20 protein-coding genes and 1 tRNA gene are annotated in these 19,146 nt (G+C 56.7%); 12 read left to right on the top strand and 9 right to left on the bottom strand.

What is annotated here, in order from left to right; translation table 11 throughout:
* Positions 1-21: 21 nt before the first annotated feature.
* From FEM03_RS05220 to FEM03_RS05205, 4 genes are all read left to right on the top strand, one after another.
* Positions 22-294: an HPr family phosphocarrier protein gene (locus tag FEM03_RS05220; RefSeq protein WP_138085130.1), complete on the top strand. Its 273-nt coding sequence runs from the start codon at positions 22-24 to the stop codon at positions 292-294.
* 84 nt (positions 295-378) lie between these two features.
* The gene (gene ptsP / locus FEM03_RS05215) at positions 379-2,193 is read left to right on the top strand and encodes a phosphoenolpyruvate--protein phosphotransferase (protein ID WP_138085129.1); all 1,815 of its coding nucleotides are present in this window, start codon (positions 379-381) and stop codon (positions 2,191-2,193) included.
* 242 nt (positions 2,194-2,435) lie between these two features.
* Positions 2,436-2,795 carry a hypothetical protein gene (locus tag FEM03_RS05210; protein WP_138085128.1) on the top strand — a complete coding sequence of 120 codons (360 nt, stop codon included), beginning with the start codon at positions 2,436-2,438 and terminating at the stop codon, positions 2,793-2,795.
* Positions 2,792-3,712, top strand: a complete 921-nt coding sequence (locus FEM03_RS05205; protein WP_138085127.1) for a hypothetical protein — start codon at positions 2,792-2,794, stop codon at positions 3,710-3,712. Before FEM03_RS05210 ends, FEM03_RS05205 begins: the two co-directional genes overlap by 4 nt.
* A gap of 20 nt (positions 3,713-3,732) precedes the next feature.
* Here FEM03_RS05205 and FEM03_RS05200 read toward each other — a convergent pair whose 3' ends face one another.
* On the bottom strand, positions 3,733-5,469 hold the full coding sequence (locus FEM03_RS05200; RefSeq protein ID WP_138085126.1) for an endonuclease/exonuclease/phosphatase family protein: 1,737 nt from the start codon (positions 5,467-5,469) through the stop codon (positions 3,733-3,735).
* Between FEM03_RS05200 and FEM03_RS05195 the strand changes: the two genes are divergently transcribed.
* The gene (locus FEM03_RS05195) at positions 5,468-6,052 is read left to right on the top strand and encodes a thioredoxin family protein (protein WP_138085125.1); all 585 of its coding nucleotides are present in this window, start codon (positions 5,468-5,470) and stop codon (positions 6,050-6,052) included. The genes FEM03_RS05200 and FEM03_RS05195 overlap by 2 nt on opposite strands.
* A 62-nt stretch (positions 6,053-6,114) precedes the next feature.
* Here FEM03_RS05195 and FEM03_RS05190 read toward each other — a convergent pair whose 3' ends face one another.
* Together FEM03_RS05190 and FEM03_RS05185 are read right to left on the bottom strand one after the other, a co-directional pair.
* Positions 6,115-6,486, bottom strand: coding sequence for a hypothetical protein (locus FEM03_RS05190; protein WP_138085124.1), 372 nt, complete (start codon positions 6,484-6,486; stop codon positions 6,115-6,117).
* A gap of 468 nt (positions 6,487-6,954) precedes the next feature.
* Positions 6,955-7,026: transfer RNA gene (locus tag FEM03_RS05185), tRNA-Lys, on the bottom strand.
* 57 nt (positions 7,027-7,083) lie between these two features.
* On the opposite strand from FEM03_RS05185, the gene FEM03_RS24685 reads away from it, so the two are divergent.
* A complete protein-coding gene (locus tag FEM03_RS24685; RefSeq protein ID WP_206170876.1) occupies positions 7,084-8,601 on the top strand; it encodes a nucleoside recognition domain-containing protein in 1,518 nt (505 codons plus the stop codon).
* A 14-nt stretch (positions 8,602-8,615) separates the two neighbouring features.
* Here the strand turns inward: FEM03_RS24685 and def are convergent, their stop codons facing one another.
* The 4 genes from def to FEM03_RS05155 are packed head-to-tail and all read right to left on the bottom strand — an operon-like array spanning position 8,616 to position 11,678.
* On the bottom strand, positions 8,616-9,215 hold the full coding sequence (def, locus tag FEM03_RS05170) for a peptide deformylase (RefSeq protein ID WP_138085123.1): 600 nt from the start codon (positions 9,213-9,215) through the stop codon (positions 8,616-8,618).
* A 47-nt stretch (positions 9,216-9,262) separates the two neighbouring features.
* Positions 9,263-9,688 (bottom strand): ExbD/TolR family protein, encoded by a 426-nt coding sequence (locus FEM03_RS05165; protein ID WP_138085122.1) that lies wholly within the window; start codon positions 9,686-9,688, stop codon positions 9,263-9,265.
* A 29-nt stretch (positions 9,689-9,717) separates the two neighbouring features.
* Positions 9,718-10,443 carry a MotA/TolQ/ExbB proton channel family protein gene (locus FEM03_RS05160; RefSeq protein ID WP_138085121.1) on the bottom strand — a complete coding sequence of 242 codons (726 nt, stop codon included), beginning with the start codon at positions 10,441-10,443 and terminating at the stop codon, positions 9,718-9,720.
* 26 nt (positions 10,444-10,469) lie between these two features.
* On the bottom strand, positions 10,470-11,678 hold the full coding sequence (locus FEM03_RS05155; protein WP_138085120.1) for a hypothetical protein: 1,209 nt from the start codon (positions 11,676-11,678) through the stop codon (positions 10,470-10,472).
* A 227-nt stretch (positions 11,679-11,905) separates the two neighbouring features.
* On the opposite strand from FEM03_RS05155, the gene msrA reads away from it, so the two are divergent.
* Both msrA and FEM03_RS05145 read left to right on the top strand, forming a co-directional pair.
* Positions 11,906-12,490, top strand: a complete 585-nt coding sequence (msrA, locus tag FEM03_RS05150; protein WP_240772674.1) for a peptide-methionine (S)-S-oxide reductase MsrA — start codon at positions 11,906-11,908, stop codon at positions 12,488-12,490.
* 140 nt (positions 12,491-12,630) lie between these two features.
* A complete protein-coding gene (locus FEM03_RS05145) occupies positions 12,631-13,224 on the top strand; it encodes a GDSL-type esterase/lipase family protein (RefSeq protein WP_166442637.1) in 594 nt (197 codons plus the stop codon).
* Between the two features lie 17 nt (positions 13,225-13,241).
* Here FEM03_RS05145 and FEM03_RS05140 read toward each other — a convergent pair whose 3' ends face one another.
* Together FEM03_RS05140 and FEM03_RS05135 are read right to left on the bottom strand one after the other, a co-directional pair.
* Positions 13,242-13,601 carry a hypothetical protein gene (locus FEM03_RS05140; protein ID WP_138085118.1) on the bottom strand — a complete coding sequence of 120 codons (360 nt, stop codon included), beginning with the start codon at positions 13,599-13,601 and terminating at the stop codon, positions 13,242-13,244.
* A 103-nt stretch (positions 13,602-13,704) separates the two neighbouring features.
* The gene (locus tag FEM03_RS05135; RefSeq protein ID WP_138085117.1) at positions 13,705-14,115 is read right to left on the bottom strand and encodes a hypothetical protein; all 411 of its coding nucleotides are present in this window, start codon (positions 14,113-14,115) and stop codon (positions 13,705-13,707) included.
* Positions 14,116-14,318: 203 nt separating this feature from the next.
* Between FEM03_RS05135 and FEM03_RS05130 the strand changes: the two genes are divergently transcribed.
* The 4 genes from FEM03_RS05130 to FEM03_RS05115 all read left to right on the top strand — a co-directional run bounded on the left by FEM03_RS05130 (position 14,319) and on the right by FEM03_RS05115 (position 19,140).
* Entirely contained in the window at positions 14,319-15,566 is a 1,248-nt protein-coding gene (locus tag FEM03_RS05130; protein WP_138085116.1) for a nucleoside permease, read from the top strand.
* A gap of 139 nt (positions 15,567-15,705) precedes the next feature.
* The gene (locus tag FEM03_RS05125; protein ID WP_138085115.1) at positions 15,706-17,079 is read left to right on the top strand and encodes an AI-2E family transporter; all 1,374 of its coding nucleotides are present in this window, start codon (positions 15,706-15,708) and stop codon (positions 17,077-17,079) included.
* Positions 17,080-17,138: 59 nt separating this feature from the next.
* Complete coding sequence (locus FEM03_RS05120) at positions 17,139-18,149, top strand: AAA family ATPase (protein ID WP_138085114.1); 1,011 nt, start codon at positions 17,139-17,141, stop codon at positions 18,147-18,149.
* A 58-nt stretch (positions 18,150-18,207) separates the two neighbouring features.
* A complete protein-coding gene (locus FEM03_RS05115) occupies positions 18,208-19,140 on the top strand; it encodes a DUF58 domain-containing protein (protein ID WP_138085113.1) in 933 nt (310 codons plus the stop codon).
* The last annotated feature ends 6 nt before the right edge of the window (positions 19,141-19,146 follow it).

Genomic DNA, 19,146 nt, shown 5'->3' with positions numbered 1-19,146 from the left:
CTGTGCCTGTATTGCAATCTCATGACCCTCAGCAAAGAATTTACCATCGTTAACAAGCTCGGCTTGCATGCGCGTCCGGCGGCTCAATTTGTCAAACGTGCCAGCAAGTATGCGTGCAGCATTTGGGTGGAGAAGGACGATGAGCAGGTGAATGGCAAGAGCATCATGGGCCTGATGATGCTGGCGGCGGGGTGTGGGGCGAAGATTTTGATCATTGCGGAAGGTTCGGACGCGGAAACGGCGATGCAGGATCTTGGTGGTCTTGTGCAAAGCGGGTTTGACGACGGGGAGTGAGCCTGCTTGGTTAGGGGGTGATGGTTTGCCCCCGGGTTCGGTCGTGTTTTTGAGATCGTGCTGGCGGGCGCCTTCTCATGATTTGTGGAGACGACTCTGAATACACCCATCGACCCGAAGACCGAAAAGCAGGAGCGCATTTTTCAAGGCACGCCTGTTTCCGGAGGGGTGGCGCATGGCTTTGTGCGGCACGTAGGCGGGAGCTTTGAGCCACCGTCGATGCGCCGTATTGTGATGGCGAAGGTGGATGAGGAACTGGCGCGTTTTCATCAGGCGGTGGAGAGCACGCGGGAGGAACTGGAGAAATTGATGCAGGGGCTGGACGAAGATCTGGACCGCCACACGCATGAGATTCTGGAGATGCATGTGATGGTGTTGGAGGACAGTTTTGTGAGGGAGCAGGTGGAGAACTTTGTGCGGGAAGGGCTGGAGTGCGCGGAGTCGGCCTACTACCGGGTGGTGAAAAACTGCATGGATTCGTTCAATCGCATGCCGGATGCCTACCTGCGTGAGAGGGCACTGGACATCAAGGACGTGGCGTTGCGGGTGTTGAAGCATTTGCGCGGGGATGATGGACTTTATGATGACGGCGGGGCTTCGGCGGTTTGCATTGCACATGACCTGACGCCGAGCGAGACGGTGCAGCTGGATCGCAACCGGGTGTTGGGATTTGCAGTGGAGCTGGGCAGCCGGACTTCGCACACGGCGATCGTGGCGCGGGCACTGGGTTTGCCGGCGGTGGTGAGGTTGCATGGAATCGTGGAAGCACTGGAGCACGGTGACGAAGTGCTGCTGGATGGGAATGAAGGCATTTTGGTGTTGAATCCGACGGCGGACACGCTGGAGCGATACAAGGCGCTGGCGGCAGCGGCGGAAGCCAAGGAGGCGAAACTGCTGGCTGGCGGGACGGGTCCGGCGAAGACGACGGATGGCAACCGGGTGCTGGTGGGGGCGAATGTGGAGTTTGTGGAGGAGTTGCCGCTGATTGCTGAATGCGGTGCGGAGGGCGTGGGGTTGTTCCGCACGGAGTTTCTTTATCTGGAAGATCCGCATGCGAGCGAGGAGAAGCTGACGGCGCTTTATTCCAAGGTGGCGGCCGAAGTGGCACCGCAGCAGGTGATTTTCCGCACGCTGGATGTGGGGGGAGACAAGCTGGTGGAGTATGAGCGGGAGCTGGAGCAGAATCCGTTTTTGGGCTGGCGTGGGATTCGGGTTTCACTGGCCTTGCCGGAGGCGTTCAAAAAGCAGTTGCGGGCGATTTTACGCGCCAGTTGCCATGGCAATGTGGGGATCATGTATCCGATGATTTCCGGCGTGGCGGAGGTGATCGAAGCGAACCGTTTGCTGGCGGAGTGTCGCGAGGAGCTGGTGCAGCAGGGGGTGAATGTTTGCAGCAAGGTGCAGATCGGCGCGATGATTGAAGTGCCTGGAGCGGCGGCGATTGCGGATCTGCTGACGCCGCATGTAGATTTTTTCAGCATCGGGACCAATGATCTGGTGCAATACACGCTGGCGGTGGACCGGGTGAACGAGCGGGTGTCGGAGCTTTACCAGCAGACGCATCCGGGGGTGTTGCGGTTGATCAAGATGGTGGTGGATGCGGCGCACCGGGCGAAAATTTGGGTGGGTATTTGTGGGGAGATGGCGGGCGACGTGTCATTGACGCCGCTATTGGTGGGGCTCGGGCTTGATGAGTTGAGTGCGTCGAGTCCACAGGTGGCGGCGGTGAAGCACGCAATTCGCAAGCTGAGTTCGAAGGATTGTCAGGGATTGGTGGAGAAGGCGTTGCAGGAGGGGGATGCACTGGCCATTCACAAACTGGCGCAGGCAATGGCGGTGGAGAAATATCCGGAACTTTTTCCTGCCGCCATGGTGGAAGCGGCGACAGGCAAAGATTGATGGCTGACGGTTGACGGAGGAAGCTTTGCAGGTGAAAGATACCGCCCCTGATGCGAGGAGCTTCTACTCGAAGATGAGAAGAGAGGCTCACGGTTCCTGGTTCAATTTGTGATCTATATCTGATGGCCAAATTTTTTGATCGATTGCAGCGATATTGGAGGGGACTACAGATCCGCCATGTGCTGATCCTCACGGTTTTTTTGATGGTGGTTGGGGAACAATATCCCTTTTCCAACTTTCCGATGTATTCACGGTTGGACGATGAATCGGACGTGTTGTTTGTGACGGATCAGAATGACAAGCCGCTACCGATGCATACCTTGTTTGGAACGGGCACGGCCAGCCAGAAGAAGGTTTACATCACGGAACTGAAGAAGATCTGTAATCCGAAGGATCGCGACACCCGGGATGCCTTGCCGGAGGAGCAACGCGAGGCGGGTGGTAAATTGATGGAAAAACTTTTCCCAAGGTTGAAGCGCGAGAAGCTGGCGCTGCAAGGTGACCACATCACGGGACTGCGTCTCTATTACAAAGTTTTCACGCTGGACGATGGAAACATCGCTGCCGGCAAACCAGTTCTCGTTGCCGAGCGCCCCCTATGAGTTTCTTTTCCCAATTTGCTGGTATCGTCATCAAGAAACCCGATGAACTGCCAATTGACCGCTTCAGGCTGGGGCAGGTTGAGATGTTGGTGATGCGGATTGCCTTTGCCGTGCTGGCATTTGTGGCGATCAAGTGGGAGGTGGGTTCCCTGGGAGCGGCTGACAGTGAGAAACTGACGGGGCTGGCCCATTGGGTGAATCTCGACTGGTTGCGCAATCTCTCGCCTTTGTGGCTTTGGCAGACGCTGACGGTCATCGGTTTGGTGGTTTATGCAGCGGGATGGTTCCCGGCCCTGGGGTTGTTGCCGGCTTTGTTTTTCAGCATTGGGATTGGCACTCTGGCGAATTCACAGGGGGCGATCAATCACAGCACGCAGTTGGTCAGCATGATTTTGCTGGGACAGTTTTTGGTGTATCTGGTGCCGGTGCATCGTTCGGTGCCGTTGAGCCGCAGTTCGTGGTTGAGGCCTCTGGAACCACTTCAGCAGCGGGCCATTTATGTTTCCATGGTGGTGTTTGCTGCGAGTTATGTGGTTTGTGGCTGGGTGAAGCTGGACGCCTCCAAGGGTGAGTGGATTCAACGTGTGCCCTGGCTGGCGCTGGAACTGCAGAAGACCAACTACAGCTCGTATTATGACACGCTGGCCCCGATCCCTGAGACTTTGGCTACGGTGGTGAGCTTGATGAACGAGCATCCGAACCTAGCCCGAATCTTCTTTGGTGGGGGGCTGGTGGTGGAGTTGCTGGCGTTCCTGATGTTATTAGGACGACGCTGGGCGTTGTTCTACGGATTGCTCATCATCGTGTTGCACCTGAGCATTAGCCGACTGATGCAGCTGGACTTCTGGTATCACATGGCGGCAGCGCTGATCTTTCTGGTCAACGTGCCGGGCATAGTGAAGACGTTGAAAAAGTAGTCGAACCGGGGAATCCCGTCCTACTCGCGCTCAGGCACCACCGCCTGGCCGGGTTCCTCCAAGGGAAGGTCAATGACGATGGGTTGGTGATCAGACAGGCGATTGGTGAGGCCATCGTTGAATTCGGCAAGGGTTTCTCCGAAATGCGGAGCAAACTGATAAGGGGCGTCTTTCGAGCGGGGTTTTTTCAAGTGGCCGGAACGGACGAAAAACCAGTCGAGCCGGTAACGGCCAAAGGGACCGATTGGACGTCTGACGCTGAACGTGGTGCTGTGTCCGCGGAAATGTTTTTCATTGCTGTTGGCGAGGATGGCTCTGCTGCCGTTGATGCTGCGGTCACGATCACCACGGAAGTCGAAAGTGCTGCCATCGGCAAACCGGTGGTCTTCCACGCTCTCAAACAGGCCGCGGACATTGTTGGGGAAGAGGATGGGAATGTCGAAGGCGAGGGGGTTCTGGAAGTTTTTCATGGCATTGAGGATGCCGCGTTCGCGATAGAGCGGGACAACCGTGCCAGCGAGGATGTCGCTGAGGCTGGCAGTGGTGCGGAGGAGGGCGGCGGGGCTGTCGATCTGTCTCCAGATGACGCGGAGCAGGGACGTGGAACTCAAGTCGTCGGGTGCACTGTTGTGATCGCCCGCCATGATGACGGGATGAGGGATGTCCTTGATGTAGCCGAGAATTTCGTCCATCTGCGCTTTGCGTCCTTTGGGGCGGGTCTTGATTTCCAAGTGGTTGTTGATGAGGGTGACGACACCGCCGGGGACTTGAGGCACAGCAATGTCGACCCGGAAGTAGTTGCGACCGCCGATCTTGAGTTCACGGGTGATTTCGTTCTCAAACACGATGGCGCTGCCTAGGCGGCGGCTGTCTTCGACGAAGTCAGTGCGGCGGCTTTCGTCGGTGTGCCAGTTGTAGGGCTGGGTTTTCAGCTGGAACGCTTCCACTTTGAGAATCGGATAGCGGCTGAGGATGGCGGAGCCAAAAACGCCTTTGTAGCGGTCGGGCTGAACGGCAGGAATACCCTCGCGTGGTTCGAGTCCGAGCTGGACGGGATCGACTTCCAGCGATTGCGGAGCGTAGGCGTAGTTCATGCCCAAAGTTTTTGCCAGGGTTCGGGCGGCGTCGATTTTGTTGGAGCGGGTGACGCCGATGTCCATCTCCTGAAGAAAGATGATGTCGGCCGTGGCGAGACGTTCACGCTGGCGCAGCATGATTTCCCGTTTCGACGAGCCCTCGGGGGCTTTGTCGGAATGGATGAGATCGACGTAGGCGCTCTGTGAGCGGATCGCGGCGGCAGCGGGGTTGATGGTCAGGGATTTTTCGATGTTCCAACTGGCCACGCGCAGAAGAGGGCCAAGATGGGTGGTGCTCTGATGCTGGGGGCGTTTGCCGGAGAACCATGCCTCGTTGCTGATCACAGGACTACGCCAGAATTTTTCGAGCTTCTGCGCGACGGCGGGAGTGGGCTCGGGATTTTTGCTGAGTTCGACCAATTCGTCGTAGCTTAAATATTCAGGTTCCTGATAGCGAACCGTGGGTTTTTTGTCGGTGAAGGTAACCGGTTTGCCCTTGTTGATGGGGTGGGTAAGGTGCGCATTGCTGCGTGGCCGGCTGCTGCAGGCATTGGCGAACAAGCAGAACAGGATGCCAAAGGCGATGAGGGAATGCTGGTGCGTTGCGGAAGTCACAAGGAGACGAATGTGGCGTGGTGATTGGTTGACGAGTTGCTGTGCTGGTTTAAACACTTGGCGCATGGCTGAAGTTCCGTCCACCCGCACATTAATGATTGGTGCCCAGGCACCGGATTTTTTTCTGCCTGATGCGGGGGGGAAGATGCGCTCCCGGGATGATGTGCGAGGTCCAAAGGGATTGGTGGTGGCTTTTTTGTGCAATCATTGTCCGTTTGTGTTGCATCTGGCGGAGGAGATCGGGCTGCTGGCGGCGACTTGTGAGGCGAAGGGCTTGGGTTTTGTGGGGATCAATTCAAACGATGTGGAGCGCTATCCTGCGGATGCGCCGGAAAAGATGGCGGAGATGGAAGCGGCTTATGGCTGGTCATTTCCTTACTTGTATGATGCGACTCAAGAAGTGGCGCATGCTTATTTCGCGGCATGCACTCCTGATTTCTACGTCTTTGACGATGAACTGGCACTGACATATTGCGGTCAGTTTGACGAATCGCGACCAAAAAATGGCAAGCCAGTGACGGGAATGGATCTTCGCCGTTCCGTGGAGGCGGTGCTGAAGCATGAAGCACCCCTGAGTGAGCAACGGCCCAGCACTGGATGCAACATCAAGTGGAGGCCGGGCAACGAGCCGTCCTGGTTTGGTGTCTAAGCTTGAAAGATTCGTCGGGCCCTTGCTGGAAGAAGGGGCATCGGTCCGTGGCCTCAGCCGCATCAAGGGTGCGGAAATGATTGGATGGCCTGAAGGTTGGCCACCGTCTGGCTGTCCAACTTATCAAAAGGAATTTCGAAAGTTTGGCCGTCCAATCTTTTGGCGCGGATGCCCACGGGACCGCGAGAGATGATGATGGCCTGCATGGCACGACCATCACTGCTTCTTAGTTCCATGAACGAAGATCCAGCGGATGTGCCCTGGGTATTTTCGAGGGAAGAATATCCAGATTCTTTGTCAGATGGGAGCGTGGAATTTTTCGCTTCCAGAACCGATGGAGCATATTCGCCAAGGTATTTGTCCAACAAAGTTGTGTGCTGATACGCATAGTAAAAGGCACCGGCGATGACTAACAGAATGATAACACCTTTCATTTTTAACAAATAAGTTCTCCGAGTTTGGATTGTCGAGGATAGGAAGCGATGGGTAAGTGAACTAGAGGCTTGGTGAGCTAGGGACCTTGGCCTTCAACGGTGAGGTTGACAACAAGTGATGGGTAAAAACTTTGTAAGTCAGGAGATAAGGAATTAGTGGGCTTAAGAACAGCTAAGTTGGTTTTTTGGCGAATGAAGTTAAAGGTCAAGGCTAAGTCGATCATCTACTGCTCCACCATTGTTTCATGTCCTTCTTGCTGATTCTTACCCGGAACGACGGACATTGTTTCAAACTCCGGTGAATTTGTTTGAAGTGGCAGGTCACGCACGATGAGCCTGTCTCCTAGATTTGCCTGGCGAACTGGATGCCAGGCTAGTCACGCTCCAGGCCCGGATGAATCGGAACGGAATTTACCGTTTTTTTAGAGGCAACCAATCAATCACCGTCTTTTTGACGGTATGAAAAAGTGCGCGGGCTGGGATTCGAACCCAGGACCAATTGGTTAAAAGCCAACTGCTCTACCGCTGAGCTACCCGCGCAAAATTGTGGGTGGTTTAGATAAGCCGGATGTCGGGGGATGCAAGCAGGAATGTGGGATGGGTGCAATTTTTTCTGCACGCGGGGCTGAGACGCGATCCGTGGTTGGCAATCTGGGACAGGGCGTGTATGGACTGCCTGCGCCAACCATGTTGAACTACGTCTGGTCTTTTTTGCTGATCGTCGGGCTGATTGCCGGGGCGTTGTTTGGGCGTTTTGAGGCAATGATGACGGGGATGTTTGCGACGTGCAAGGATGTGGTGATGGTGATCGCGCTGCCGTTGGCGGGGATGATGATGTTGTGGCTGGGAATTTTGCGGTTGATGGAGAAGTCGGGGATGATGGAGGTGATTTCGAGGGCGTTGTCACCGGTGATGAGGCGCTTGTTTCCGGAAGTGCCGCCAACGCACCCTGCGATGGGAGCCATGACAATGAACCTGGCGGCCAACATGCTGGGCCTGGGGAACAGTGCGACGCCATTGGGATTGAAGGCGATGGTGCATTTGCAGGAGCTGAATCCCCACAAGCAGAGCGCGACCAACGCGATGTGCATGTTTCTGGCGCTGAACACGGCGGGTTTTGCGCTAGTGCCGATGATGGCGATCAATTATCTGGCGACAGGTGGAGTGCCGAATCCACAGGCGATCATTGCCCCTGCATTCTTTGTGACGTTTGGGGGTAGTTTGGTGGCGATTGCAGCAGCGTTTTGGTTGCAGGGGCGGGCGGGATTCCGGGTGCAGCCGGATGAGATGGTGGAGGTGGAGGAAGGGAAGGGCGACGGTGAGGTGGTTGAGAAGAAGACGATCTTTGTGATGTCGCCGTTGCGCAAAATCCTGTTGGTGGTGTCGGCATTGGCGTTTGTGTTTGGCGCGGGGTTGCAGTTGATGCCGGAGATGCACACACGGGTGTTGGAGACCACGGGGTTGAAGGCGGTGTTGGAGAATGCGGAGTCGCGCAAGGCGCTGGCGGCGGAGCGAAAGGCCGAGTTGGAAGCGGCGAAGCCTGCGGCAGTGGCGCAACAGCAGTCGCAGGAGGCAGGAGGTTGGCGAAAAGTGTTGGCGACGGTGTCTCTGCTGGCGATCCCGCTGGTATTGCTGGTGGCAGTATTGTGGGCGCTGGCGAAGGGCGTGGCGGTTTATGAAGAGATGGTGGAGGGCGCGAAGGAGGGTTTTGGGGTCGCGGTGAAGATCATGCCGTTTTTGGTGGTGATGCTGACGGCGCTGACCTTGTTTCGGGAGTCGGGCGCGATGGTGTTGCTGGAGCAGGCGTTACGCCCATTGCTGAACCTGATCGGGATGCCGGTTGAGTTGTTGCCGCTGGCGATCATGCGTCCACTAAGCGGCTCGGGGTCGGCGGGATTGTTGAATGAGCTGATTTTGCAGCCGGGCTTGGGGGATTCGCTAAAGTATGTGGCAGCGATCTTGTATGGGTCTTCGGAGACGACTTTTTATGTGCTGGCGGTGTATTTTGGCAGTGTGGGCATCCGCCGGGTGAGGCACTCGCTGGCGGCCGGATTGATTGCGGATCTCGCGGGAACGATTGGCGCTATCGGGATTGGTCGATTGATTTTCGGGTGAGTGGGTGAGTGAGCTTAATCGCGTTCGTCCGATTCACCGGGTCTGCGACCGGCACGAATGTCTTCGGCCCACTCTTCCATAAGCCACTTGAGTTTGCGTTTGGTGCCGAGTTTGGCGGCGGCGGAAAGACGGTCGATGAAGAGGATGCCGTTGAGGTGGTCGATTTCGTGCTGGAAGGCGCGACCGAGGAGGCCGTCGCATTCGAGGGTGACGGTTTCGCCTTCGAGGTTGGTGAAGGTGACGCTGATGTCGGAGGAGCGGCGCACTTTGTCGCGCAGGCCGGGGATGCTGAGGCAGCCTTCGTGGTCGAGGTCCTTGTCTTTGCCGAGATTGAGTTTGGGATTGAGGAAGATCAGCGGCATGGAGTCGGCAAGGGAACGTTCTTCGCCGTTGATGCGCAGGTAGCTGACGGCTTCGGGATCGTGGGAGACGTCGATGACGGCGATTTGGAGGGGGATGCCGATTTGTGGGGCGGCAAGGCCGACGCCGCGGGCGTCATACATTGTTTCCAGCATGTTGGCCGCGAGGTCGCGGATTTCCTGGGTGACTTCAGTGATGGGTCGGCATTTGACGCGCAGGACGGGGTCGCCGTAGAGAACGATTGGGAGAAGCATGGGTTAAAAGGCTAAAGGATAAAGGCGAAAGGCTAAAAGACTGAGGATTATGAGGCGCTGGCGCGCTGGATGCGGGCGGGGACTTCTTTGACGGGGAACCCGGCGGCTTTGAGGGCGTCCCAGACTTTGACCAGGAGTCCGAGTGGAGTGTCCTGATCGGCCTGGAGTTCGAGTCGGGCGCTGGGGTTCGTGAGTTTCATTTCCTGAAGGGCGAGGGCGAGGTTTTCGGGATCGACTTCGCTGCCATCAAGAACGACCCGTTTGTCTTTGGTGATGGCGAGAGTCTTGCGGCGGTCTTGTTCAGGGGCCGGGGTGCCGAGGGAATCGGATTGGGGGAGGGTGATCTCCATCTGGGTGTTCGACTGCTTGAACGTCGTGGTGGCCACGATGAAGAGCAGCACGATGACGAGGATGTCGACGAGGGCGACGATGGGGATGATGGGGGAGGAGCGCTTGCGGGGTCGAAGGTTCATGCGGCGGTTGTGCTGCTGATGCTAATTGGCTACTTGTGGGTGGCAGGGGTGTTGACGACACTGTTGGGGCGGACTTCGAAGTGACGATGGAAGTCGTGGATGGCCTGGCGCAGGAGGGACTCGCTGCGGACGGCGATGGCGTCGAGGCGTCGGGTGAAATAGCCGTGGGCGATGACGGTGGGGATGGCAACGAGGAGTCCGGCGATGGTGGAGTGCAGGGCTTCCGCGATGCCGCGGGCGACCTGGGTGGTGTCGGCGGCGGTGGTTTCGGCTCCTCCAAAGGCGGAGAAGACGGTGACGAGGCCGATGACGGCACCGAGCAGGCCGAGGAGGGGGGAGACGGTGACGATGACTTCGAGCAGCGGGACGCCGGCTTCGAGTCGGTGCATGACACCTCGGGCTGCGGTTTCGCAGGCGGCGGTGCTTTCTTCGCGGGTTTCGTATTTGCCGGAGATGGCGACGAGTCCGAGCTGCGCGGCGACGCTGGGGTTGCGTTCGAGGCGCTGTTGAAGCGGAAGGATGTCGCCGCGGGAGGCGTAGCGTTCGATGTTGTTGAGGTCGTCGATGACCCGCTTGGGGAATAGCACGTGCTGGCGCAGTTGCAGGGCTTTGAGGATGATGATGGTGACGGAGACGATCGAGCAGAGAACGATGAGGATCATCACCTCGCCACCACCGGCGAGGAAGTGCCACATGCGGCTGAAGCCGTCGGTGGCGGCGGCGTTGGTGTTGGCGAGAAGGGCGGATATGGGCATGGTGGATGGGTGGATCGGTATCAGGATCAGTAGATGACGATGTCGTATTCGATCTCGACGCGTTCTTTTTCAAGAATCAGCAGGAGGTCTTCGGGAATGCGTGGGAGTTCAGCCTTGAGGATGGCGGTGAGGGAGAAGTCGGTGAGAACAGCGTTGGCGTTGTTGTGCAGGATGGTGATGTCCTCGGTTTCGCCGTCTTTGTTGACGTAAAATTTGATCCGCAACTGGCCGGGTTCGACGAAGTCCTGGTTGACCTTGCGGAGCAGGTGCCATTTGCGTTCGATGGCACTGGTGACCTGGCGCATGTAACGACCGGTGGGGGTCGCGGCGGCGTTCACGGCGTCCATGGCGCCACGATTGCTGATGGTGCCTTTGACGGCGGCGGTGCGGGTGTGGGGCTGGAAGGCGTTTTCTTTGGGGTTGGGCGTGTTGGCGATGGGTTCCGGCATGGGGATGGCCTTGGGAACGGGAGGAGGAACGGGTGGGGAGTCGGGAGTGTCGGGGGTGGGCGGAGAAGGTTCAGGAGGCGTTTCCTGAGTTGGGGTCATGGGCGCAGCCCGGCGGATTTCGAGGGAGGGATTTTCGGAACTGGCGTTGGCGGCAAGTTTTTCGTCCAGTTCCTTCATCATTTCCTCCATGCTGGAGTCGGTCTTTTTGGCGAGCTCGGTTTTGGGAGTGGGAGGAGGAGGAACGGCATCCGGAGACTTCATCTGCGGGGTGGTGGGAGCGGGAGAGGGTGGAGGAACGACGGCCATCGGCGGTTGAGGCGGCGGGCTGGGGGCGCTGTCTTGTTTGGTTTCACCGTCGACGAAGTCGCGGTTGGCGAGTTCGCGGGTTTGGAGATCGATGCCGGTGGTGGTGGGCATGGAGGCGTCGCCGTCGGGAGTGGCTTCGAGCATGGCGGCTGCGGCGGTGTTGCGATCGGAGACGAAGTCGGACTTTTCAGGAGCATTGGGGGCGTCCTGATTCTGAGTGGTGCGAATGTAACGTTCGGTGGGTGGCGCGGTCGGAGGAGTGGCCGTGGGAACGGCTTCCGGCTCAGGCTCGGTCTCGATGGTGTCGGCAAAGACCAGGGTGACGGCGGGTTCCTCGGCCTGGGGTGCAGTCGGTTGGAGGATGCGGCTTTGGAAGGCGGCGGAGTTCATCCACAAGGCCATGGAGACAAACAGCAGCAGGTGCACCGCCACGGAAGCGGCGACGCCATAACCAATGGTGCGTGTGTCTGTCTCGGTCACGATGCGGATGCGGATACGGAAACGAAAGGGGCTTAACTTGCCCGTTTAGAGGCGGGAATCAATGCAAATAGGCGGCATGGAGAGGGAAGATTCGGTGGTTCGATGAGGAGTTGTGGGTCGATTTTGGGTTTTGGCGGTATTTTTTGAAGATGAACGCTCGTATTATTGAGGTGTCCGACGTTCTGTTGTTTGTTGCCATGAAACGATTTCTTGTTCCCTTGATGCTTATGTCCGCTGTATTGACCTCCATTGCCGAAGACAAACCGAAGCTGGAAACGGCGGTGATTGGCGGGGGTTGTTTCTGGTGCACGGAAGGGGTGTATTTGATTGTGCCGGGGGTTGAAAAAGTGGTGAGCGGCTACACGGGCGGCCATACGGAGAATCCGACCTACAAGGACATCACCACGGGAACGACGGGGCATGCCGAGGTGATCAAAATTGATTACGATCCGGCGAAGATCAGCTACAAGGAGTTGATCGATTTTTTCTGGTATGCTCATGATCCGACGACCTTGAACCGGCAGGGCAATGACGTGGGCACGCAGTATCGTTCGGTGATTTATTACTTGAACGACGAGCAGAAGAAGATCGCGGAGGCTTCCATGGCCGAGGCGAACAAGGAGTATGACAACCGCATCGTGACCGAACTTTCGCCGCTGGGGAAATTTTATGTCGCGGAAGAATACCACCAGGATTTCGCCAACAAAAATCCGAACCAGGGGTATGTGTGCGCCGTGGTGAAACCGAAGGTGGAGAAGTTCAAGAAGAAGCTGGCGGAGTTTCAGGCGAAGCGGGAGAAGGTGTTGCCTTGATGGTGGGGAGACGGCGCATCTGCTGGTTGATCCCATTGGGGTTGTTGTTCTCGATGGGGCGTCAGTCTTCGAGTTTTGGCCAAGAAGGTCGTAGCGCGTGGAAAGCCAGGGTTGGAGAAGGAATCGGATGGATGCGGCGCATGTCTGAGCAGCAGCATGTGCTGACGAATCAGCCGGTGAACTGTTGTTTTATTGGCGACTCGCTGACGGAATATTGGCCCCATTCAGGAAATCGATCATGGGATGAGATGGCCAAATTCAAGCCGGCGAATCTTGGAGTGGCCGGGGATCGCACGGAGCAGGTATTGTATCGGATTAGCAATCTTGACTTCAGCCGTTCCAAGACAGAGGTGGTCGTTTTGCTGGTCGGCACCAATAATCTGGCGGTAACCTTGCCGGATGACCCGCGCGATGTCGTGAAGGCAATCATCCAATGTGTGACGCGGTTGTGCGCCAAATTGCCCGAGGCCAAGGTAATAGTTCTGGGCATCCCCCCAAATGGGTTGGCGGGCACGGAGCTGAGAAAAAAGATCAAGGAGACAAACCGCTTGTTGGCAGATCACCGATGGGACGAGACAGTCCGATTTCTTCCCGTCTATGAGAGCTTCGTCGGTTCGGATGATGAATGGTTGGATGGGATGACGTCTGATCAGACGCACTTTGCTGCCAAGGGATATGATGCTCTGCTAAGTTTGGTAAACCCGGTCTTGGCTGAATGGATGAAGCGACCTTGAACGCGTTGAGGGAAATTTCAGTTGGCTTTTTGTGGGGTTGTCCCGAAGTGGGTGCAAACGAGGGAGGCGGTATTAAAATCAAGACTGGTATCGCACTTTGTGAAGATCTGGTGAGGGATCAATGCTCCGACGACCTGGTAGGTTGTCAGATGCAGAACTTCGGCCAGCTGCGATACCTGGATTGGCTCAGACAGGATGATTTCAGCAGGGCGTTTGGGCGGTGCCATTTCATTTTCGTTGGCGGGAATAGGCTGGGTGAGGCGTTCAGAGAGTGGTGTTGCGCATGTCTGGCACAAGCTTTGATCGATCTTTTCGCCCAGCAGTTCCACCGTGAAGAAGATGGTGGCCGGGGATTCCTGGCAGAGGTCGCAAAGCATGATCAATGGTAGTTCGATGCTGAAGTCGTTCGGCTGCAGCTCCTTTGATTTAACCACAATTGGTGGGAGACAAAAAAGGAGGCTGGATAGGTTTAGTTTGTCTTTAAGATTGAGATCGAGGACGGGGCGACGGTTTCATCTGGGGCTTTTTGTGCACCCGATTGGTGGGCTTTGGAACCTCTGGAAGTTGCAAAGATCTGCGCAACAGATTGGTGGCGTCTGTAGAGGGTTTGATGCTCAGGGCTGCTTGAATCTCCGACTGGATGGTTGCCGCTTTTTGCGGATGTTCTTTTAACAGGAGGTTGAAGAGCTTGAGGAGCAGCAAGCTGACGACGGCGTTCTGCTTTTCAAGGTCGCTGAATTTCTTTTCAATGGCGTCGGTAAGCTGCGCCAGTTGGACTCTGTTGATGGTGGCGGATGATGCGGCAACTTGGGAGTTTTGGTGAGCATCTTCAATGCGTGAGTCTTGATAGAGATCCGCAAGGTCGCCAAAGAGGATGCTGGAAAGTTTCATGGTGGACGCAATGAGGTGAGGCCTAGGGTAACAGATCAGAGTTGTGTAAGCACGAAATTTTCAAAAGGGGCAAATCTGCTGAACGAAAATCCCTCTTTGTTGGATGTTTTTCGACTGGAACGGGGTGGGAATGAAAAAAGGGGTTTCCTCGTGGGGTTGGTTTTGCATAATGCGGGACCTGCCGCGCTGGCTGTATTGATTTTATGAGCACTTCATCTGTTTCTCCGCATCGCAACAAGCTGTTTTTGATGATGGTTTTGGAGTTGTTTATCTGGGGGGCGTGGCTGCCGCTGATCTGGGGGTATATGGAACAGGGATTGGGTTTTACGGGCGAGCAACGGGCCTGGGTGGGGACGGCGTTTGCGATTGCGTCGGTGGTGGGGATCTTTTTTAGCAATCAGTTCGCGGATCGGAATTTCTCGGCGGAACGGTTCATGGCGTTCAGTCATCTGGTGGGCGGGATTGCGATTCTGTCGTTGTATTGGGTGACGTCGTTCCCGCTGTTTTTTGCGCTGATGCTGATTCATTCACTGTTGTATGTGCCGACGATCTCGGTGGCGAATTCGCTGGCGTTTGCGAATTTGAGGAATCCAACGAAGGAGTTTGGTCTCGTGCGGATGGGGGGGACGGTCGGTTGGATTTTGGCGGCGTGGCCGTTTTATTTCATTCTCGGAACGAAGGAGGGGATGGATGCGATCATGGCTAGGAACAGCATCTTTTTGGTGAGCGGCGGCGCGTCGTTGTTGCTGGCGGCGTTTTGTCTAACGCTGCCTCATACACCGCCACGCAAGGCGGTCGAGGGTGATGCTGAGGGAGGGTTTGCCTGGTTGCGGGCGGGCAAGTTTCTGGCGCTGCCGTTTTTGCTGGTGTTGTTTATCGTGACGTTCATCGATTCGACGATTCACAATGGTTACTTCCTGGTGGCGGACGGGTTTTTGAGAAATGTGGGAATTCCGGACAAGTGGATCATGCCGGTGATGAGCATTGGTCAGATTGCGGAAATTGTGACCATGCTGATGCTCGGGTGGTGTCTTGGGAAGATGGGGTGGAAGGTGACGATGATCATTGGGATTCTCGGGCATGCGGCGCGGTTTGCGGTGTTTGCGTTCATGCCAAACAGCATGGAAATGCTGATTTTGGTGCAGGCGTTGCACGGGATTTGTTATGCGTTTTTCTTTGCGACGCTGTATATCTTTATTGATGCGGCGTTTCCGAAGGATGTGCGGTCGAGTGCGCAGGGATTGTTCAATCTGCTGGTGTTGGGGATTGGCGATCTGGCGGCGAAGTGGTTTTTCATTCCGTTGCAGGCCAAGTTGACGGTGGACGGCGTGGTGGATTACCGGACGTTGTTTTTGTGGCCGACAGGTTTCGCGTTGGGCGCGGCGTTGTTGCTGGCGGTGGCGTTCTGGCCGCCGAAGGAGCTGGATGTGCCGAAAGATGTGAAGCACTGATGGGGTGAGGGTTAGGACATTGGGTCTTGGTTTTCGGCTGGGGATGATGGGAAGGCGATCTGGAGATCGCCTCTCCTTGGGGAGGGGTGACAAAGCTTCTGCTTGTGTTGGTCGATGGGTTGGGTAGCATCGTGGCACGATGAAGAAGATCCCAAGCACGTTTCAGCGATCAACGTTGTGGACGGCCATCACGGCGCTGTCGATCACGGTGCTGGGGGTGCTGCTGGTGGGGTTTATTTACATGGGGACGCGGGTGATTGCGTTTCTTCAGCCGATTCTGATTCCTTTCGCGGTGGCGGGGGTGCTGGCTTATCTGCTGGAGCCGGTGGTGGCGAAGTTGGTGCAGTGGAAGATGAAACGTCAGTATGCAGTGCTGTCGGTTTTTTTATCGGTGACGGCGGCGTTTGTTGGGGTGCTGTTTTTGATTGTGCCCGCGGTGGAGAAGCAGACGGGCGAGTTTGCCATGGCGTTGTTTGGGACGGTGGATCAAGAGAGCAAGGTGAGGAGTGAAGGATATTTGCAGAAGGGGAGCCGGGCGGTGCAGGGTTTTATGCAGGATCGGAATGCGCAGCTGCGGGAGAAATACGGGGTGGATTTGCTGCATTGGGGGGCACCGACGCCAGTGGGTGAGACGACGCCGGATGGGGTGGAGTTGCACGGGCCGAAGACGCCTGAGGAGCAGGAGCGGCAGTCGGGAGACATTGGTTTTGTCCTGCCGGGGGAGGGAGATGAGGCGAAGTATTACACGTTGCAGGATTTGATGAGTGGCGAATGGCTGCGCAATACGCTGCCGCAGGTGGGGCGCAATTTGTGGGAGTTCGTGAGGAAGAGTGTGGGTGGTTTCCTCGGGGTGTTTGGTTTTATTTTGTCGATGGTGATCGTGCCGTTGTATCTTTATTATTTCCTGACGGAGGGGCCGAAAATTGCGGAGAGCTGGTCGCATTATGTGCCGCTGCGGGCATCGGAGTTTAAGGATGAGGTGGTGAGTGCGCTGGGGGAGATCAATGGGTATTTGATCGCGTTCTTCCGGGGTCAGTTGGTGGTGAGCATCATCAACGGCGTGGCGACGGGGCTGGGGTTGGTGATCATCGGGGTGAAGTTCGGGTGGTTTATCGGGTTGTTGCTGTGTTTGTTGGGGATCATTCCGTATTTGGGGATCATTGTGTGCTGGATTCCGGCGGTGTTGATTGCGTCGTTGCAGGGGGGGAGCTGGATTGTGTCGGAAACAGGTCCGTGGTGGGTGCTGCCCTTGGTGGTGACGATCATTTTCATTGTGGTGCAGCAAATTGACGGGTTGGTGATCACGCCGAAGATCGTGGGGGAAAGCGTGGGGCTGCATCCGATGACGGTCATTTTCTCGGTGTTTGCGTGGTCGCTGATCATGGGTGGTTTGTTGGGGGCGATCCTGGCGGTGCCAATGACGGCGGCGTTAAAGGTGCTGTTTCAGCGTTATGTCTGGCAGCGGGCTTTGTCGACGCGGGCGCTGGCGGATGAGGAAATCGTGGCGCCGTGATTTTTTCTTATCAAACGCTCGCGTAGTGCGCGTTGTCTTTGTAGGCTGAACTTTGCCACATGGATACTGCCGAAACGACTTCTCCCGGGACACCTGCTGTCACTTCTCAACAAATTGAAGCTGCCTCGTCATGGGTGGAACCGTTGAGGGCGGAGATCGCGAGGGTGCTGGTGGGACAGAATCAGTTGGTGGACCGGATGCTGATTGCGCTGCTGACCAACGGGCATGTGTTGCTGGAAGGGGTGCCGGGTTTGGCGAAGACCTTGACGGTGCGCACTTTGGCGGCGTGTTTGCATGGACGGTTTCAGCGGATTCAGTTCACGCCGGATTTGTTGCCGGCGGACGTGGTGGGGACGATGATTTACAATCCGCGTGAGGGGAATTTCTCGCCGCGGTTGGGCCCGATTTTTGCGAACCTGGTGCTCGCGGACGAGATCAACCGGGCTCCGGCGAAGGTGCAGAGTGCGTTGCTGGAGGCGATGCAGGAGCGTCAGGTGACCATCGGGGAGACGACGTATACGCTGCCGAATCCGTTCATGGTGATGGCGACGCAGAACCCGATTGATCAGGAGGGAACCTACACGTTGCCGGAGGCGCAGCTGGACCGCTTTTTGTTGAAGGTGAAGGTGGATTATCCGACGCCGGAGGAGGAGCGTGAAGTGCTGGAGCGGATGGCGACTTCGAAGCCAAAGCTGGATGTGGAGCCGGTGATGCAGATCACGCAGATTGCTTCAAGCCGGGCGCTGGTGAACGGGATTCATCTGGATGACAAGGTGAAGGATTACATTGTGTCGATCATCCAGGCGACGCGTCATCCGGAGCGGATCGCGCCGCATTTGAAGAACTTGATTCGCTGTGGGGCTTCGCCTCGTGGGACGATCAACCTGGCGCTGGCGGCGAAGGCGAACGCGTTTTTGCAGAGCCGGGATTATGTGATTCCGTATGATGTGAAGTCGCTGGCTCCGGACATTCTCCGGCATCGTATTCTATTGAGCTACGAGGCAGAGGCGGAAGGGGTGACGACGGAGGACATTGTGGAGCAGTTGCTGGACAAGGTGGAGGTGCCTTGAGCCGACGGGGTCGGCTGATTTAAGATTAGGATTTAAGGTTAGAGATTTACGATTCGAAATGGCCAGCGCAAAACCCTCCAATGAAGATTCGATCACGCGAATCCTGAAAAGGGTGCGGCGGATTGAGTTGATCACGCGGGGGTTGGTGAAGGAGACGTTGGGTGGGCAGTATCACAGCCGGTTCAAGGGCCAGGGGATTGAGTTTGATGATTTTCGTGAGTATCAGCCCGGGGATGATGTGCGGTTCATCGACTGGAATGTGACGGCGCGGATGAATGAGCCGTTTGTGCGCAAGTATGTGGAGGAGCGGGAAATGACGGTGCTGCTGTTGGTGGATGTGAGTTCATCGGGCGATTATGGCAGCGGGGATGACAGCAAGCGGGAGCGGGCGGCGGAGATTGCGGCGGTGTTTGCTTTCAGTGCGCAGCAGAATCAGGACAAGGTGGGGCTGGCGATGTTTTCGGATGAGGTGGAGTTTTATCTGCCCGCGAGGAAAGGTTCGGCGCAGGCGTTGCGGATTGTGCGGGAGATTTTGAATTATGCGCCGAGGAGCCGGAAGACGGCGATTGAACCGGCATTGGATCTGGCGGTGAACCGCATTCCGCATCGGGCGCTGGTGTTTGTGATTTCGGATTTTCTGACGCAGAATGTGATGAGTGGCGATGCGGTTCAGCCGCCGTCATGGGAGAAGGCGTTGCGGGCGGTGGGGGCGAAGCATGATGTGGTGGCGGTGCAGTTGGTGGATCCGCGCGAGTTGACGCTGCCGGATGTGGGTCGGGTGTGTTTGGAAGATCCGGAAACGGGTCGGCAAATGATTGTGAATACCTCGGCACCGGGGGTGAGGTCGGTGTATGCGAAGCGGGTGCGGGACATGCAGGAGATGCTGGTGGGCACGCTGCGTCGCAACAAGGTGGAGCATGTGTCGATCCGCACGGACACGGATTACCTTCCGGCTTTGCGGAGTTATTTCAGGTCAAGGAAACGTCGTTGATGTTGA

It is taken from the genome of Phragmitibacter flavus (assembly GCF_005780165.1).
In the GTDB taxonomy this organism is placed as follows: domain Bacteria; phylum Verrucomicrobiota; class Verrucomicrobiia; order Verrucomicrobiales; family Verrucomicrobiaceae; genus Phragmitibacter; species Phragmitibacter flavus.
Note: the sequence above shows the minus strand (reverse complement) of the source record. Positions and strands in the feature narration are given on the sequence as shown.

Excerpts from the sequence above, each read along its gene's own strand:
- FEM03_RS05165 (WP_138085122.1), bottom strand. The coding sequence starts at position 9,688 with ATGAACCTTCGACCCCGCAAGCGCTCCTCCCCCATCATCCCCATCGTC.
- FEM03_RS05195 (WP_138085125.1), top strand. The coding sequence starts at position 5,468 with ATGGCTGAAGTTCCGTCCACCCGCACATTAATGATTGGTGCCCAGGCA.
- FEM03_RS05190 (WP_138085124.1), bottom strand. The coding sequence starts at position 6,486 with ATGAAAGGTGTTATCATTCTGTTAGTCATCGCCGGTGCCTTTTACTAT.
- FEM03_RS05205 (WP_138085127.1), top strand. The coding sequence starts at position 2,792 with ATGAGTTTCTTTTCCCAATTTGCTGGTATCGTCATCAAGAAACCCGAT.
- FEM03_RS05135 (WP_138085117.1), bottom strand. The coding sequence starts at position 14,115 with ATGAAACTTTCCAGCATCCTCTTTGGCGACCTTGCGGATCTCTATCAA.
- msrA (WP_240772674.1), top strand. The coding sequence starts at position 11,906 with ATGTCCGCTGTATTGACCTCCATTGCCGAAGACAAACCGAAGCTGGAA.
- FEM03_RS05200 (WP_138085126.1), bottom strand. The coding sequence starts at position 5,469 with ATGCGCCAAGTGTTTAAACCAGCACAGCAACTCGTCAACCAATCACCA.
- FEM03_RS05210 (WP_138085128.1), top strand. The coding sequence starts at position 2,436 with ATGTATTCACGGTTGGACGATGAATCGGACGTGTTGTTTGTGACGGAT.
- FEM03_RS24685 (WP_206170876.1), top strand. The coding sequence starts at position 7,084 with ATGGGTGCAATTTTTTCTGCACGCGGGGCTGAGACGCGATCCGTGGTT.
- FEM03_RS05120 (WP_138085114.1), top strand. The coding sequence starts at position 17,139 with ATGGATACTGCCGAAACGACTTCTCCCGGGACACCTGCTGTCACTTCT.
- FEM03_RS05160 (WP_138085121.1), bottom strand. The coding sequence starts at position 10,443 with ATGCCCATATCCGCCCTTCTCGCCAACACCAACGCCGCCGCCACCGAC.
- FEM03_RS05145 (WP_166442637.1), top strand. The coding sequence starts at position 12,631 with ATGTCTGAGCAGCAGCATGTGCTGACGAATCAGCCGGTGAACTGTTGT.
- FEM03_RS05115 (WP_138085113.1), top strand. The coding sequence starts at position 18,208 with ATGGCCAGCGCAAAACCCTCCAATGAAGATTCGATCACGCGAATCCTG.
- FEM03_RS05130 (WP_138085116.1), top strand. The coding sequence starts at position 14,319 with ATGAGCACTTCATCTGTTTCTCCGCATCGCAACAAGCTGTTTTTGATG.
- def (WP_138085123.1), bottom strand. The coding sequence starts at position 9,215 with ATGCTTCTCCCAATCGTTCTCTACGGCGACCCCGTCCTGCGCGTCAAA.
- FEM03_RS05125 (WP_138085115.1), top strand. The coding sequence starts at position 15,706 with ATGAAGAAGATCCCAAGCACGTTTCAGCGATCAACGTTGTGGACGGCC.
- FEM03_RS05220 (WP_138085130.1), top strand. The coding sequence starts at position 22 with ATGACCCTCAGCAAAGAATTTACCATCGTTAACAAGCTCGGCTTGCAT.
- FEM03_RS05140 (WP_138085118.1), bottom strand. The coding sequence starts at position 13,601 with ATGCTTTGCGACCTCTGCCAGGAATCCCCGGCCACCATCTTCTTCACG.